Below are 15,679 nucleotides of genomic sequence, written 5' to 3' on the forward strand. Positions count from 1 at the left end.
TTGATCCCCCATCGCCATTTTTTTGTGCCGCGGAAACCTTGGCGGGGCGGCTCTGGCTCATACCGATACCAGTCGTCTGATCCAGTCCAGCAGGACGCTGGGCAACAGTTCTGGTCTGTGCAGCAAGGCGTATTGCCGCGCTCCGAATACCGCGGGCAGGTAATTCGCCGCCTGGTGGTCGATGGTCAAACAGAAGGGATAGATGCCTTGGAGCTTGGCTTCGGTCACGGCTTGGCGCATGTCTTCCACACCATAGCGGCCTTCGTACTGGTCAACATCGTTCGGCTTGCCGTCGGAGAGCAGTAACAAGAGACGGTGCGTGGCGGCTTCGCGCATCAGCAATGTGCTGGCGTGGCGCAGGGCAGCGCCGGCCCGGGTATAGCGTTCCGGTTCGAGGGCGGCAATGCGCCGACCGACTTCATCGCTGTAGCGCTCATCGAATGCTTTCAGGTTGCGGATCGTGACCCGCTGCGGCCCTTCGCCGGAAAATGCCAGCACGCTATAAGGCTCGCCCAGGCTTTCCAGCGCCAGACAGACCAGCAGCAACGCCTCGCGCTCGACATCAATAACCCGGCGATGGCAGGACAGCCAGCTGTCGGTGGAGCCGCTGACGTCGATCAGCAACATGATCGCCATGTCGCGCCGGCCACGGCGCTGGGTCTGATACAGCGCCTGCGGCATGCTCAGGCCGGCGCGGGCCTCGGCGTAACCGTCGATATACGCCTCCAGATCGATATCGTCGCCCTCCCATTGTTTGCGCAGTCTGACGCGTTGGGCCCGCAGACTGTCGAATTGCCGGCGGATGGCATCGAGCACCGGACGGTGCGTGTCGAGGGTTCGCTCGACCCACTGCTGCGGGCCTTCCAGGGCAGGACACAGTTGCAGGGTCGCACCCGGATCACGGTAAGCCTGGCGGCGGTAATCCCACTCGGGGTAGCTGATTGCGTTGTTGGCGAGGTCCTGTGCACCGTGCTGAGCGCGGGTCTGGGGCGGGTCGTCGGACAGCAGCACTTCTTTCGGGCGACCGGCGGTGATCACCAGTCGGGCTTCGTTGAGTTCGGCCAATGCCTCGGCGAAATCAGCCGCCGGAGTATCGGTATCCCGGTCGGCAGGGCGCTGCATCCCCACGGGGTCTTCGGCCTTTTCCAGCGGTTCGGCGGGCTGCACCATCCACAGGCCTTGCTCCTGATCATCGTCCTCATCGGCACTGGCTTCGCGCACAGTGGGCTGACGTGCGAGGCGGGCGCTGCGTGGCAGGGTATCGGCGGTGTCGATTTCGCCGGGCAAGGGCTGCACCTTCACAGCCACCGCCGGCTCGCGCAGGTCGCCGGTCCAGCCATCGAGCAGCAACAGATGAGCGCCCGGCTTGTGCGGTTCATCAATGGACAGAAAACGTTGCGCAAGGGTTTCTGACTGCTGTACCGAGTCGGCTGTTTTGGCGGGTATCTCCAGCCCTTCCAGAGGGGTGCCGCATTCGCTGCGCAGCAGTAAACGAAGAAAATTTTCCAGGGGGTGTCGCGAGTTTGGAAAGGCGTGAAGCGGCGGGCGATTCGCCAGGGCATGTTCGCGCAAGCCATGGATTGATGGCGCCAACCCCGGCAAAAGTCGCACCAAATCCGTGTCGGCGGCCCAGGCTTCCAGGAGCATATAGACGCTGCGCTGCATCGGGTTGTCGAGGGCTGACAGGGCGCTGGCACTGCCTCGTCGGGCACGCATCGCCTGTTGCAAGGCCAGGGTTTTATAGCGTTGCAGCGAGAGCGGACCCTCGTGGCTGCCCAAGTCCTCCGGCAGCCATATCGTCACGCCATCGGTCGCCGGGACGGCGTTTTGCCGACACGGCTTTTCATGACGCAGCAACAGCTTTTTCAGGAACGTGGGGGGCGAGGGTGGTTGCGCGACACGCAGCGGATAGTGGGTGTTGAACACTGCCTTGATCAGTAAATCGAGGTGTTGTGCGACATCCCCGAGGGTGATGATTTTTGCGGTGTCCAAAGGTGCCCGGTGACGACGCCACAGCGCCTGCGCATACACCGTAGCGTGGCGAGCGACGTCGGTGATGAGGTCCTCGGCTTCAGCCATCTAGATAAACGTCAGGTCGACGAGGTCGCGCATGGCCGCGACCAGCACCGCGTCATCGGACAGCGGCGAGATCAACGCGACCCGGCACGCGATGGGCGCAGCAATGCCGTGGCTGATCAGCCGCGCCGTGGCAATCAGCAGACGGGTGCTGGGAACTTCCGCCAGCCCCCGGTCTTGCAAGGCGCGTAGCCGCTGGGCGAGAGTGACCAGGGCGTGGGCGGTGGCGTAGTCGGTGCCACCCTCATGGATGACGATGGCGATTTCGCGCTCGGCCGGTGGGAAGTCAAAATCCAGCGCCACGAAGCGCTGGCGGGTACTCGGCTTCAAATCCTTGAGTATTCGTTGGTAGCCGGGGTTGTAGGACACCACCAGCTGAAAGTGGGGCGAGGCTTCGAGGGTTTCGCCGATTTTGTCCAGCGGCAGAATCCGTCGGTGGTCGGTCAGCGGGTGCAGGACGACAATCGTGTCTTGCCGCGCTTCGACCACTTCGTCCAGGTAACAGATAGCGCCTTCGCGCACGGCTCGGGTCAGTGGGCCTTCGGTCCAATGGGTGCCCTGGTGACCGATCAGGAATCGCCCGACCAGGTCGCTGGCACTCAGATCGTCATGGCAGGAAATAGTGATCAGCGGGCGTTTGAGACGCCACGCCATGTGTTCGACAAAACGGGTTTTGCCACAACCGGTAGGTCCTTTGAGCATGACGGCCAGTTGCTGCGCATGGCATTGCTCGAAAATCGCCACCTCGTCGCCGCTGGGCTGGTAATAGGGTTCAGCTTGCAGTGCTGCGGGTTCGGCATGCATCAGCGAACGTTCCATCACAGCGCCGCGCCCGAGGCTTGAGGTGTGGCCAGGACCGGATCGGCTTCATCGACATTGAAGTCCGGCGCATGGCGGAAAAATTCGAAGATGAACAGTCCGGCACCCAGGCTGAACATCGACGCCGTCGCCACCAGCATCAGGAAGTGCACCTGAATTTTCAGCTGAACGTCCAGGTAACCCAGGCCGAGAATGCGTTCCAGGTACACCTGACCAATGCCCGCGGTGGCAAATGACAGGGTCATGCCGAACATTCCGCCCAACTGCAGCCAGAATGCCCAGTAACCAATACTGCTTTCCTCCACCGGACGACGGGTCATGCCGGGCAACGCATAGGTGATCATCGCCAGGACAATCATGGCGTAGGCACCATAGAAGGCCGCATGGCCATGCATGGCGGTAATCAGGGTGCCGTGGGTCCACTTGTTGACGTCGGGGAAGGTGTGAGCCAACCCCAGCAGACCGGCGCCGAACATGGTGAACACCGCGCTGCCCAAGGTCCAGTGCAAGGCCAGTTTGTTGGGGTGAGAGAGGCCGGAGCGGCGCATCGCGTTGTAGGCATAGATCGCCATGCCGATCAGCGCCATCGGCTCAAGTGCACTGAAAAAACCACCCAGTGGCAGCCAGTAATGAGGAACGCCGATCCAGTAATAATGGTGTGCGGTGCCCAGAATGCCGGCAATGAACACCAGGCCGACGATGACGTACAGCCACTTCTCCATCACCTCGCGGTCAGCGCCGGACAGCCGGATCAGCAGATAGGCAAGGAAGCCACCCTGAATCATCTCCCAAACACCTTCGACCCACAGGTGGATCGTCCACCAGCGGTAATAGATCGACACCACGTAGTTTTCATAATGCAGCAGCGCCGGCAGAAAGAGCACGGCGGCGCTGGCCAGGCCCAGTAGCAGGACGCCTTCGGTGGCGGTGAAACGCCCGGCCTTCTTGATCGTCATGCCGATGTTATAGAGGAACATCAGCATGCAAATCACGATCACGATCTTGTGGGGCAGCGGCTGTTCGAGCAGCTTGTTCCCGGTGCCATAGCCGAACAGGTAGCCAAGAACGGCGGTGACCCCCATGGCCGTCCACAACCCGAGCTGGATGTAGGCCAGTTTGGTGCTGTGCAACTCGCCACGGGATTCGTCCGGCACCATCCAGTAAGTCGCGCCCATGAACCCGGTGAGCACCCAGACAATCAACAGATTGGTGTGAATGGACTTGGTGACATCGAATGGCAAGAGGTTCAGCAGCGGATCCGGCCCGAGGTATTTGGCCGCCGAGAGCAGGCCGAAGACCAGTTGCAGGCCGAACAGCACCATGGCAACGGCAAAATACCAGTAGGCGACGGATTGAGATCTGTAGCGCATGGTCATCCCCTGCGGTTACTGGAACGACGCCAGATAGGCGACCAGTTGATCGATCTGTTCGGGCGTTAGCGATTTGGCGAAGGTGTCCGGCATGAAGGACATACCGTTGGCGGAAAACATGTCGCCCGGATGCAGGTAAACACTCGGCGTGACGATGGATTCGCGGATGAAACTTTCGGCGTCCTTGGCCTTGCCTTTGTAGTCAGGCGAGGTGATGACCTGTTTGGCCCGACTGGCCAACCCGGCCAGTGATGGCCCGGCGAGGTTGACGCCCGGCGCTATCGAGTGGCAAGCGCTGCACACCGGGCTGGCGGTTGTTCGAAACAGCGCCTCGCCCAGGGCAATCGGGTCTTCCTTGCCGGACACCGGGCGGGCGGCGGGGGGCGGTTGGTCGCCGCCGGCGGCATTCTGCTGTGCCACGGTGAGGTCCATGCCGGGAATCGACGCACCGGTCACCAGAATCGGGCGCGGAGGCCAGCCTTGATTGTCGACCTTGCTCACCCAGTCGAGGAAAGTGATCAAATCGGCGATTTCCTCATCGCCGAGTTTCAGGTTCGGCATCAGACGCCGATGGCGTTTCTCGTCATAGAACTTTGAGGGATCTTTGAGGAACGCAGTGAGATACGGGGTGCCGCGCTGCTGGGTGATTTTCGTCAGGTCCGGGGCGTAATAAGCCCCCTCGCCGAACAGGGTGTGGCAATTGATGCAATTGTATTGATGCCAGACATCCTTGCCGCGAGTCACCTGCGGCGTGATCTGTTGGGCATTGGTCAAAGTGGGAAACTGCCGATGACTATCAACGGTCATGCCCAGAAACACCACAGTGGCGATCGCCGTCGATATCAGCGCGAACGAGCGTGTCTGGCGTTTGTTCATTGCGAACTCCCTATACGCCGATACCGGTCCAATAGGTGATGCCGATCACTCCGGCGTAGACGACCGCGCTGGCCATCAGCACGAGCACTGCATAGCTGACGAGCTTCAAGACTGTTTGCACGACTGCCTCCCAATCTGAAAGTGCAGGTGGAAAGAGCGTTAGCCCGTTGCATTGACGATTGCTTGAGGTCTGCATTCGAACAGCTGCGAACAGGCGCTAAAGATTGACGACTTCACCAGGCCTTGCGTTTAAGTGCCGTGGTTCAGTGGGGGAGGCAGGATGACTGTGAGCCTAGTAGACGACGCGCGACTGTCAATGATTCGGGTGGACTTCATTCACCGTCTTTTTTCTTTCCGCCATCAGCGTCTGGCTTGCCACCGAACATGCCAAACAGGTTCTGGGTGTTCAGATAAAGCGCCTTCGACTGGTCGACATATTGGCGCATCAGGTCCTGCATCACCGGCGCCTGCTGGTGCATGAAGGTGCTCCAGGCTTCGGACGACTGCGCGCCAGTCTGGGACTGGACGTCGATCACGGTCTGAATGCTCTTGTCCAGGTAACTGCCGAGTACGCCCTGATAAGGGCCGTAGAACTGGATAATTCCCATCAGCATTTCGGTGGTGAAGATCGGCTCACCGCCGCTTTCGGCTTCCAGAATCACTTGCAGCAGGATGCTGCGCGTCAGGTCCTCGCCGCTCTTGGCATCGACCACCTGAAACGCCACTTTATCGACGACCAACTGACGTATGTCCGCCAGCGTCAGGTGACTGCTGGTGTGGGTGTCGTAGAGTCGGCGATTGGGGTACTTTTTGATCAGACGGGGCGAATCTGGCATGCGGGGCGTCTCGTGGCGAGCCTGGTTTGCAGGCATCTTAACCTACAATCATCATTGGTGTTCTTCAGGCCGCCATCGCGGGCAAGCCCGCTCCCACAGTGATCTCTATTGTTCACAAATACTGCATTCACAGCAGAACCCTGTGGGAGCGGGCTTGCCCGCGATGGAGTCATAAAAAAGGGGAGCGCGCTGTTAGCGTGCCCCCCCTCGGAGAAACTGAATTGGCTTACCAGATCGGCAGGGTGTAGCTGAGGATCAGGCGGTTTTCATCCAGATCGCTGCCGAAGTGGGTCGAGCGCACCGTCGCGTTGCGCCACTTCACCCCGACATTTTTCAGCGGCCCGCTCTGCACCACATAACCGATGTCGGTATCGCGTTCCCATTCCTTGCCTTCCGGGCGGTTGCCGCCCAGATCGATATTGTCGCCGGTGAGGTAACGGGTCATGAAGGTCAGCCCCGGTACGCCGATGGCCGCAAAGTTGTAGTCGTAGCGCGCTTGCCAGGACTTTTCGTCCTTGCTGGCGAAGTCGCCGATCTGCACGAAGTTCACCAGGAACGCATCGGTACCGTTGACGTAGGCGTAGCCGGTGTCGCCGCTCATGCCTTGATAACCCAGACCGAACGCATGCCCGCCGAGGTTGTAGGTGAACATCGCGCCAATCGCATTGTTATCGACATTGCTGCCGCCATCGTCCGTGGAGCGGGCGAAGCGCAGATCCGTCTTGAATGACTGGCCCGTCGTCACCGGCAACACGTAGGTCAGGTTGACCAGATGTTGGCTGTAGAAGTTGTCGAGATGGCCGTAGCTGTAACCGGTGGCGAGGTTGCTGGTCCATTTGTAGTTCAGGCTGGCGAAATCGAAGCTGTCGCTGTCGACATGGCGGGTGGTGATGCCCTTGGCGCCGGTGCGGGTGATGCCCATGTCCTCGTAGTCCGAGGAGTCGCGCTGATTGACCTGCGTCAGTCGCCCGGCATCCACGGTCAGGCCTTCGAGTTCCAGCGAGGTCAACTGACCGCCCTTGAAGGTTTGTGGCAATAGCCGTGAATCGTTGGCCAGTACCGTCGGCAGTTTCGGCAGCAGCGTGCCGAGTTTCAGGGTGCTTTTGGAGGCGCGCACTTTGGCGGTCAGGCCCAGTTCGCCGTACTCGTCCTGCGCCCCTTTGCTCGTATCGCGGTGACGTTTGAGCAGGCCGGAACCTGCGCGATCCGGGCTGGAGTCGAGCTTGACGCCAACCAGGCCGATGGCATCGAAACCGACACCGATCAAACCGTCGGTGAAGCCCGATTCGTAGCGCAGCAGGAAACCCTGGGCCCATTCCTCTTGTTTGGATTGGGCGGCGTTGTCCTGGCGATAGTCACGGTTGAAATAGAAGTTACGCAGCTCAAGACTGGCCTTGCTGTCTTTGACAAAGTCAGCAGCGGCGGGGGCCGAGAGGCTGATGACGCCGCCGGCCAGCAACAGTCGGGTAGCGAGGGTGCGGGTGTTGCGGTCCATGGTGAAGCCCCTTTGTTTTTATTATGGAAAGACAGGTCCCGCGGCCCTCGCCAGGTGGGCGAGGGCTTATCAATAAAAAAACGCGAACGCCGAAAGGATAGGAACGTGGCGCCGCGTGCGGTTCAATCGTTAGAACTGTTCGGCGCTCAGGCCAAACAACGAGGCACTGCCCGCGCGGATGGATTGCTCCAGGCTCAAAGTGCGCGGCAGCAAGCGGCGGATATAGAAGTCGGCAGTGGCGATTTTTGCGCCATAAAACCCTTCGTCTTCGTGCAGTTTTTGCTTGGCCACCTGTGCCATGCGCGCCCAAAGCCAGGCGTAAGCGACGTAACCGAACAGGTGCAAATACTCCACCGACGCGGCGCCGACTTCGTTGCGGTTGGTCGCAGCCTGGTCCTGTAGCCAGTCGCTCAGGTCTTCCAGACGCTGAACGGCATCGAACAGTTGGGCGGAGTAGGGCGCGTCAGGCTGATGGGCGAAATGACGGATCTCAGCGGTGAACTGGCGCAGCGCGAAGCCCTTGTCGGCGAGCACTTTGCGCCCGAGCAAGTCCAGGGCCTGAATGCCGTTGGTGCCTTCGTAGATCTGCGCGATGCGCACGTCACGGACCAATTGTTCCTGGCCCCATTCACGGATGTAGCCATGGCCGCCGAACACTTGCTGGCCGTTGATGCAGCTTTCCAGGCCGGTGTCGGTGAAAAACGCCTTGGCCACCGGCGTCAGCAGCGCGACCAGGGTTTGCGCGCTGTCGCGTTCTTTGGCGTCATCGGAAAACTTCGCCAGATCGAGTTGCTGACCGACATAACTGGCGAACGCACGACCACCTTCGGTCATGGCTTTCATGCTCAGCAGCATGCGGCGCACATCAGGGTGGACGATGATCGGGTCGGCCACTTTGTCCGGAGCAATAGCACCGGTCGGCGCGCGGCTTTGCACACGTTCACGGGCGTAAGCCACGGCGCTCTGATAGGACGCCTCGGCGCAGCCAATGCCCTGAATACCGATGGACAGGCGTTCGTAGTTCATCATGGTGAACATCGCCGCCAGGCCTTTGTTGGCTTCACCGACCAGCCAACCGCTGGCGCCGTCGAAGTTCATCACGCAGGTGGCCGAGGCCTTGATGCCCATCTTGTGTTCGATCGAACCGCAACTCACGGCGTTGGCATCGCCGAGGGAGCCGTCGGCATTGACCAGCACTTTGGGCACTACAAACAGCGAGATGCCTTTCGGTCCAGCCGGCGCGTCCGGCAGTTTCGCCAGCACCAGATGGACAATGTTTTCGGTCAGGTCCTGATCGCCACCGGTGATGAAGATCTTGCTGCCGGTGATGCTGAAGCTGCCATCGGCCTGAGGTTCGGCGCGGGTGCGGATAATCCCCAGATCGGTGCCGGCGTGGGCTTCGGTCAGGCACATGGAACCGGCCCAGCGGCCTTCGTACATCGGCGGCAAGTAGAGGTTTTTCAGGGTGTCGCTGGCGTGGGCATCCAGTGCCAGGCAGGCACCGGAGCTCAATGCCGAATACAGGGCGAAGCTGGAGTTGGCGCCGTAGAGCATTTCTTCGAACTGCACGGCGAGCATCTTCGGCATGCCCATGCCGCCGAAATCGGCGTTACCGGAAAGACCCACCCAGCCGCCTTCGATGTAGGTGGCATAAGCCTGTTTGAAACCGATTGGCGTGCTGACCTGGCCATCGACCCACTGGGCGCCTTCCTCGTCGCCACTGCGATTCAATGGCGCAATCAGGTGTGAGGTGACTTTGGCCGCCTCCTCAAGAATGGCGTCGGCGGTGGCGGCGTCGACACTGTCGGCCAGGGCTGGCAGACGTGCCCACAGGGCCGGGGCGTCGAACACTTCATGCAAGACAAAGCGCATGTCGCGCAGCGGGGCGTTGAATTCGGGCATAACGTGAACCTCAAAAGGTTGTGCGATGGGCACGGCGCCGCTTGAGCAGGCCGTGCCCTTTCTATCAATGGCTGGAAGCGCTGGCGGCACCGAGGCCGGTCTGGGCGCGAACGAACTGGTCGGCGTAAGCATCACGCTCCTTGTCGGCCCGCACGCTGCGGTCGAGTTTCGACACCACGACGATCACGAAGAACGCCAGCGGCATGGAGAACAGCGCCGGGTGGTCGTACGGGAAGATCGCGTGAGCATGGCCGAGCACGGTGACCCAGACGGCTGGCGACAGGATCACCAGCACCAGTGCGCAGATCAGGCCGGCGAAACCGCCGATGATTGCGCCTTTGGTGGTCAAGCCTTTCCAGTACATCGCCATGATCAGCACCGGGAAGTTGGTCGATGCGGCGATGCCGAAGGTCAGGCCCACCAGGAACGCGACGTTCATCTTCTCGAACAGAATGCCCAGCAGAATCGCGACGATGCCCAGGCCGACAGTGGCCATGCGGGTCACGCGCATTTCCTGTTTCTGGCTGGCTTTGCCTTTCTTGAACACTGTGGCGTAGAGATCGTGGGATATCGCCGAGGCACCGGCCAGGGCCAGCCCGGAGACCACCGCCAGAATGGTGGCGAAGGCCACGGCCGAGAGGAAACCGAAGAACAGGTTGCCACCGACCGCTTTGGCCAGGTGCATGGCGACCATGTTGCCGCCGCCAATCAAGGCGCCGCCGACTTCACCATTGACGTAGTACTGCGGGTCGGTGCCGATGATCACCATCGCGGCAAAGCCCAGGGTGCAGACGACAAGGAAGAAGAAACCGATGAAACCGGTGGCGTAGAACACCGACTTGCGCGCTTCCTTGGCGTTAGGCACGGTGAAGAAGCGCATCAGAATGTGCGGCAGACCGGCAATCCCGAACACCAGGCCCAGCGACATCGAAGCGGTGTTGATCGGGTCGGCGAGCATCGAGCCAGGGCCCATGATGTTCCAGCCGCTGGCATGAGCTTCGACGGCTTTGGTGGCCAGGGTTTCGTAGCTGAAACCGAACTGCGACATGGCCATGAACGCCAGGGTCGTGCCGCCGGCAAGCAGCAACACAGCCTTGATGATCTGTACCCAGGTGGTGGCGATCATGCCGCCGAAGATCACGTACACCAGCATCAGCGCGCCGACGATCACCACCGCAACCGGATAGTCGAGACCGAACAGCAACTTGATCAACTGACCGGCACCGACCATCTGTACGATCAGGTAGCAGCACACCACCGTCAACGAACCAAACGCGGCGAAGATCCGCACTTTGTTCTGGTCCAGTCGATAGGACACGATGTCGGCAAAGGTGTAGCGCCCCAGGTTGCGCAAGCGCTCGGCCATCAGGAAGGTGATGATCGGCCAACCGACGAAGAAGCCGATGGTATAGATGAAGCCGTCGTAGCCCTTGGCAAACACCAGGCTGGACAGCCCCAGCAATGTGGCGGCGGACATGTAGTCGCCGGCAATCGCCAGACCGTTCTGAAACCCGGTAATGCCACCGCCTGCGGTGTAGAAGTCCGACGTGGATTTGGTTTGCCGCGCGGCCCACCAGGTGATGGCCAGCGTGCCCAGCACGAAGACGAAGAACATGCCGATCGCATGCAGGTTGAGCGGTTGTTTTTCCACCGCACCCAGCGCGGGTGCAGCCAGCACAACGGAGGCCGGCAATAGCCCGGCAGCGGCGAGGAGAAGTTTACGCAGAAGAGTCATTACTTGCTCTCCTCGAGAATGGCGGCGCCCAGTGCATCAAAACGCGTGTTGGCGCGGTAGACGTACCAACCGGTCAGTAGCCAGGAAAAAATGATGATCGCCGCGCCAACCGGCATGCCCAGGGTCAACATCCGATGCTCGGCGAGCGGCGCATGCAGCCACTGCGGGGCAAACGCCACCACCAACATGAACGCGTAGTAAGTGCCCAGCACCGCAGCACTCAGCGACCAGGCCAGGCGCGAACGGCTGCTCACCAATTGAAGGAATTTCGGGTTGGACCGAATGCGCTCACAGCGTTGGGTATCGGTTGAATGGATGTCGATCATGGGTGGCTCCACATTTGTTGTTATAGGCGTTTGAACGGGGCCGAATTCGGCGTGCACGAGCCCGAAGCGGCAGGTAAAACACCTGCCGCCGGGAGGTACAACGTTGGTTCGGGTTAGAGCGCTTTGGCCCTGTCGCGCAGGACGTACTTCTGGATCTTGCCGGTGGACGTTTTCGGCAACAGGGTGAAGATCACTGTGCGCGGCACTTTGAAACCGGCCAGGTGTTCGCGGCAAAAACTGATGATGTCGGCCTCGCGAACGTCCTGGTGATCAGCCTTCAATGTGATAAAGGCGCAGGGCGTTTCGCCCCACTTCTCATCAGGGCGGGCGACGACGGCCGCTTCCATGACGCCTGGATGGCGATAGAGCACGCCTTCCAGTTCGATGGTGGAAATGTTCTCGCCGCCGGAAATGATGATGTCCTTGAGTCGGTCCTTGATCTCGACGTAACCGTTCGGATGACACACCGCCAGGTCGCCGGTATGGAACCAGCCGCCTTCGAACGCTTCGGCCGTGGCGGTCGAGTTCTTCAGGTAGCCCTTCATCACGGTGTTGCCGCGCATGAAGATTTCACCGATGGTCTGACCGTCTCGCGGGGTCGGTTCCAGTGTCTTCGAGTCGCCGACCATCACACCTTCAAGCGTCGGGTAGCGCACGCCTTGACGGGATTTGATTTGCGCCCGTTCGTCCAGCGGCAACTCATCCCATTCGGCATGCCACGCGCAGAGCGTCACCGGACCATAGGTTTCGGTCAGGCCATAGACGTGGGTGACCTTGATACCCATTTCTTCCACGGCACCGATCACTTTGGCCGGTGGCGCGGCACCGGCGACCATGGCGTTGACCGGGTGATCGATCGCCGCTTTCGCCGACGCCGGCATATTGACCAAGGCATTGAGCACGATCGGCGCAGCGCACAGATGGGTGACCTGATGCTCGCGGATCAGCGTGAGGATTTTCTGTGGATCGACACGGCGCAGGAACACATGCACACCGGCCATCGCGGTGATGATCCACGGGTAGCACCAACCGTTGCAATGGAACATCGGCAGGGTCCAGAGGTACACCGGATGGTTGCCCATGGCCCAGGTCATCTGGTTGCCCAACGAGTTCAGGTAAGCACCGCGATGGTGGTAAACCACGCCTTTCGGGTTGCCGGTGGTGCCGGAGGTGTAATTCAGCGAGATGGCGTCCCATTCGTTCGCCGGCCACTGCCAGGCGAAGGCCGGGTCGCCTTCGGCCAACAGCGCTTCATAGTCCAGATCGCTGACCGCCTGGCCTTCGCCGTATTCCGGGTCATTAACGTCGATGACCAGCGGCGGGTGATCCAGCATGCCAATGGCAGCGTGAATCACATCATGGAACTCGCGGTCGGTAATCAGCACCTTGGCTTCGCCATGTTGCAGCATGAAGGCGATGGCTTCGGCATCCAGACGCACGTTGAGTGGGTTGAGCACCGCACCAATCATCGGCACGCCGAAATGCACTTCAAGCATCTCGGGAATGTTCGGCAGCATCACGGCCACCGTGTCGTTCTTGCCGATGCCGCGACCGGCCAGCGCCGAAGCCAGGCGGCGGCAGCGGGTGTAGGTCTGCGCCCAGGTACGGCGAATGGAACCATGGATGACGGCGGGGTAGTCCGGATAAACGCTGGCGGTGCGCTCGATGAAGCTGAGCGGAGACAAGGCAATATGATTGACAGCCGCAGGGCCTAGCCCTTGTTCATAGATCGACATGTACGGGTACTCGGTGGCTGATTGTTAGCTCTATAGATGACCTTGCAGCGTCGCCGCTGAGGGCACCTTTTATGTCCGGTTTGCTTTATATAACATTCAGCTACTGATATGGAAGTACAACCTACGTCATATAGGATATGTACTATATTTGATTCTTCCAGGTCTAAATCAATACAGTCACACCGCCAAGGCCGGTATATCCTTGGCCTCCCCAACGAAGCGGACCCGTGATGACCCTGACTCCCGTTCGATTGCACAGCTGGTTGCGCCTGCAGCGCGAGGGTGTGTCTCTGGCCGCCCGGGCCGATGCGTTGTGCCGTGCGCTGCAGGAATGTCCCGAGGTACGCCGGGCGGTTTATTTGAGTTGGCAAGCCAATGCGCGGATATACAGCCACGAGGGTGCCGCCCAGCATTTTCCACCGGGCCTGGGCGATCCGTCGCTGGCCAGCGATCAGTTGCTGTTTGATCGGCTGGGCGAGGCGGGGCGCCTGGATCTGGCGCAAGTTCGGCAACTCGATTGCTGGTTGTCCGGGCGACTGCGTCGTGCGGCTATCAGCCATGGCCAGGTGTTTGATCTGGCCTTGCAACCGGCGCAGCCGGGGTTGTTGCTGGTGGAAGTGTGCGAGGGCGTGAGTCTTGATTGGCTGGGTTGGGTGCAGGACTTGCTGACGACCTTGCTGAGCAGCGTCAACGGCATGCTGCGCGGCTCACCGCTGTTAGGGCACGATCCACAGCCGAGTCTGTTGCTCGATGCCCAGGGCCGACCGCTGGAGTTCAATGCCGCGCTGTTGGCACTGCTCGCCGAAAAACCGTTGACCGATGTGCTGGGTTTTCTGCCGGTCAATCACCGGGTGCTGGTCCGTGCCTGCCTCGACCAGCAACGCGCCATCGACGGGGTCGAAGCCCAATTCGAAGCGCAGATCCTGATCTGGACGTTTATCCCCGATCCCCAGGACAACCGCGTGCTCGCCCGTTGCCGCGATGCCACGGCACAAGTGCTGGCCGAGCGTGAAGCCGCCACGGCGCGCCGGTTGTACCGGTTGATCATCGAGAACACCACCGACCTGATTTCCCGACACACCCCGGACGGGCGTTTTCTCGATGCCTCGCCCGCGTCCTGGACGTTGCTCGGCTATTGGCCGGAAGAGTTGCGCGGGCAAATGGCCCAGGGTTTGTTCCATGGTCAGGACCTGGCCAGCCTGGTGCAGCGCGCGCGAGATGCCCTGGAGCAGGACGGTTATCACACGATGACCTATCGCATTCGCCATCGAGACGGGCATTACCTGTGGTTCGAAACCGCGAGCCGGGCGATTCGTGAAACCTACACCGGGACAGTGGTTGAAGTGGTCAGCGTGTCCCGGGACATCACCGCCCGGGTGCAAGCCGAAGAGAACAAGCGGCGCCTGGCGGAAGTCGTTGAAGCCAACACCGATCCGGTGCTGTTCATCGATCCCGAGGGGCAAGTCACTTACCTCAATCCGGCGGCGCGGCGCATCCTCGGGATCGACGAACAACAACCGATGCCAGCCCTGGCACAATTGTTCGCCAGCGCCGACCTGACACGTCTGCAGCGTGATGGCTGGAGCAGCGCCGAACGCGACGGTGTCTGGAGCACCGATGCGCGATTGCAGCCACCGGGTGGCGGCACTTCAGTGCCGGTATCGCTGGTGTTGCTGGCGCACCGTTCGGCCGGCGGCGAGCGCTACTACTCGTTGGTGGCGCGGGACATGACCGAGCGTGAACTGCGCGAGGTGCAACAGCGACGCCATCAGGACGAACTGGCCCACACCGCGCGGCTGGTCACCCTGGGTGAGTTGGCCTCGGGCATCGCTCACGAAATCAACCAGCCGTTGGCGGCGGTGGTCAATTACGCGAATGCCAGCCAGCGCTATTTACAGACGCTGGATTCAAATCCCCAGGCCGCCGCCCGAGTGGCGCAAGGGCTGGAACGCATTACCCATCACGCCACGCATGCTTCAGAAGTGATCAGGCGTTTACGCGCGTTTCTGCGCAAGGGACAACGCCGGATGCAGGCCCTGAATTTCACCGACGTCGCCCGCGAGGCCGTGCGTTTGTGTGCCTGGGAAGCGAGCAATTGCCAAGTGACAATCGAGGATCGCCTGCCGGATAATCTGCCGCCGATTTATGCCGACCGGGTGCTGCTGGAGCAGGTGCTGCTCAATCTGTTGCGCAATGCCATCGATGCCAACCGCGAACAACATCCGGGGCAGCCTTCGCTGATCGTGATGGCTGCGGGGCAGGGCGGTGGTGCAACCGTGGAAATCAGTGTGCAAGACCAGGGGCCAGGCGTCAGCGAGCCCGAACTGGAGCAGATATTTACCCCGTTCTATACCAGCAAGGCCGATGGCCTGGGGCTTGGCTTGTCCATGAGCCGCAGCATCATCGAAGGTTTCGGTGGCGAATTACAGGCTCGACGCCAACCGGTCGGGCTGCTGATGTGCTGCCGTTTGCCGCTGGCCGGTCCAACAAAACAACAACAGGAATAAC

11 protein-coding genes are annotated in these 15,679 nt (G+C 60.8%); 1 reads left to right on the plus strand and 10 read right to left on the minus strand.

Translation table 11 applies throughout. The annotated features are described in order from the left end of the window. Window positions 1–57 precede the first annotated feature (57 nt). The 10 genes from ABH912_RS05570 to ABH912_RS05615 form a co-directional block, all read right to left on the minus strand. A complete protein-coding gene (locus tag ABH912_RS05570; protein ID WP_429509950.1) occupies window positions 58–2,079 on the minus strand; it encodes a nitric oxide reductase activation protein NorD in 2,022 nt (673 codons plus the stop codon). Then, window positions 2,080–2,895: a CbbQ/NirQ/NorQ/GpvN family protein gene (locus ABH912_RS05575; RefSeq protein ID WP_429509952.1), complete on the minus strand. Its 816-nt coding sequence runs from the start codon at window positions 2,893–2,895 to the stop codon at window positions 2,080–2,082. It abuts the gene before it with no gap. Then, window positions 2,895–4,265: a cbb3-type cytochrome c oxidase subunit I gene (locus ABH912_RS05580; protein ID WP_403140962.1), complete on the minus strand. Its 1,371-nt coding sequence runs from the start codon at window positions 4,263–4,265 to the stop codon at window positions 2,895–2,897. The genes ABH912_RS05575 and ABH912_RS05580 overlap by 1 nt, the downstream gene beginning before the upstream one ends. Before the next feature lie 15 nt (window positions 4,266–4,280). Next, window positions 4,281–5,141 carry a c-type cytochrome gene (locus ABH912_RS05585; protein WP_429509953.1) on the minus strand — a complete coding sequence of 287 codons (861 nt, stop codon included), beginning with the start codon at window positions 5,139–5,141 and terminating at the stop codon, window positions 4,281–4,283. Window positions 5,142–5,473: 332 nt separating this feature from the next. Next, entirely contained in the window at window positions 5,474–6,013 is a 540-nt protein-coding gene (gene phaR / locus ABH912_RS05590) for a polyhydroxyalkanoate synthesis repressor PhaR (RefSeq protein ID WP_033054890.1), read from the minus strand. Window positions 6,014–6,203: 190 nt separating this feature from the next. Continuing rightward, the gene (locus ABH912_RS05595) at window positions 6,204–7,472 is read right to left on the minus strand and encodes an OprD family porin (RefSeq protein ID WP_429509954.1); all 1,269 of its coding nucleotides are present in this window, start codon (window positions 7,470–7,472) and stop codon (window positions 6,204–6,206) included. A gap of 129 nt (window positions 7,473–7,601) precedes the next feature. Then, window positions 7,602–9,374: an acyl-CoA dehydrogenase C-terminal domain-containing protein gene (locus ABH912_RS05600; RefSeq protein WP_429509956.1), complete on the minus strand. Its 1,773-nt coding sequence runs from the start codon at window positions 9,372–9,374 to the stop codon at window positions 7,602–7,604. 64 nt (window positions 9,375–9,438) lie between these two features. Continuing rightward, complete coding sequence (locus ABH912_RS05605) at window positions 9,439–11,109, minus strand: cation acetate symporter (protein WP_429509958.1); 1,671 nt, start codon at window positions 11,107–11,109, stop codon at window positions 9,439–9,441. Beyond that, window positions 11,109–11,435 (minus strand): DUF485 domain-containing protein, encoded by a 327-nt coding sequence (locus ABH912_RS05610; protein ID WP_050482769.1) that lies wholly within the window; start codon window positions 11,433–11,435, stop codon window positions 11,109–11,111. The genes ABH912_RS05605 and ABH912_RS05610 overlap by 1 nt, the downstream gene beginning before the upstream one ends. A 113-nt stretch (window positions 11,436–11,548) precedes the next feature. Continuing rightward, the gene (locus ABH912_RS05615) at window positions 11,549–13,171 is read right to left on the minus strand and encodes an acyl-CoA synthetase (protein ID WP_429509960.1); all 1,623 of its coding nucleotides are present in this window, start codon (window positions 13,169–13,171) and stop codon (window positions 11,549–11,551) included. A 230-nt stretch (window positions 13,172–13,401) separates the two neighbouring features. On the opposite strand from ABH912_RS05615, the gene ABH912_RS05620 reads away from it, so the two are divergent. Next, window positions 13,402–15,678 (plus strand): PAS domain-containing sensor histidine kinase, encoded by a 2,277-nt coding sequence (locus ABH912_RS05620; protein ID WP_429509962.1) that lies wholly within the window; start codon window positions 13,402–13,404, stop codon window positions 15,676–15,678. Window position 15,679 lies beyond the last annotated feature (1 nt).

Origin of the sequence: Pseudomonas sp. BT76 TE3572, from assembly GCF_050435365.1 — a bacterium.
Classification (GTDB): Bacteria; Pseudomonadota; Gammaproteobacteria; order Pseudomonadales; family Pseudomonadaceae; genus Aquipseudomonas; species Aquipseudomonas fluorescens_W.

Excerpts from the sequence above, each read along its gene's own strand:
- ABH912_RS05570 (WP_429509950.1), bottom strand. The coding sequence starts at position 2,079 with ATGGCTGAAGCCGAGGACCTCATCACCGACGTCGCTCGCCACGCTACG.
- ABH912_RS05575 (WP_429509952.1), bottom strand. The coding sequence starts at position 2,895 with ATGGAACGTTCGCTGATGCATGCCGAACCCGCAGCACTGCAAGCTGAA.
- ABH912_RS05580 (WP_403140962.1), bottom strand. The coding sequence starts at position 4,265 with ATGCGCTACAGATCTCAATCCGTCGCCTACTGGTATTTTGCCGTTGCC.
- ABH912_RS05585 (WP_429509953.1), bottom strand. The coding sequence starts at position 5,141 with ATGAACAAACGCCAGACACGCTCGTTCGCGCTGATATCGACGGCGATC.
- phaR (WP_033054890.1), bottom strand. The coding sequence starts at position 6,013 with ATGCCTGCAAACCAGGCTCGCCACGAGACGCCCCGCATGCCAGATTCG.
- ABH912_RS05595 (WP_429509954.1), bottom strand. The coding sequence starts at position 7,472 with ATGGACCGCAACACCCGCACCCTCGCTACCCGACTGTTGCTGGCCGGC.
- ABH912_RS05600 (WP_429509956.1), bottom strand. The coding sequence starts at position 9,374 with ATGCCCGAATTCAACGCCCCGCTGCGCGACATGCGCTTTGTCTTGCAT.
- ABH912_RS05605 (WP_429509958.1), bottom strand. The coding sequence starts at position 11,109 with ATGACTCTTCTGCGTAAACTTCTCCTCGCCGCTGCCGGGCTATTGCCG.
- ABH912_RS05610 (WP_050482769.1), bottom strand. The coding sequence starts at position 11,435 with ATGATCGACATCCATTCAACCGATACCCAACGCTGTGAGCGCATTCGG.
- ABH912_RS05615 (WP_429509960.1), bottom strand. The coding sequence starts at position 13,171 with ATGTCGATCTATGAACAAGGGCTAGGCCCTGCGGCTGTCAATCATATT.
- ABH912_RS05620 (WP_429509962.1), top strand. The coding sequence starts at position 13,402 with ATGACCCTGACTCCCGTTCGATTGCACAGCTGGTTGCGCCTGCAGCGC.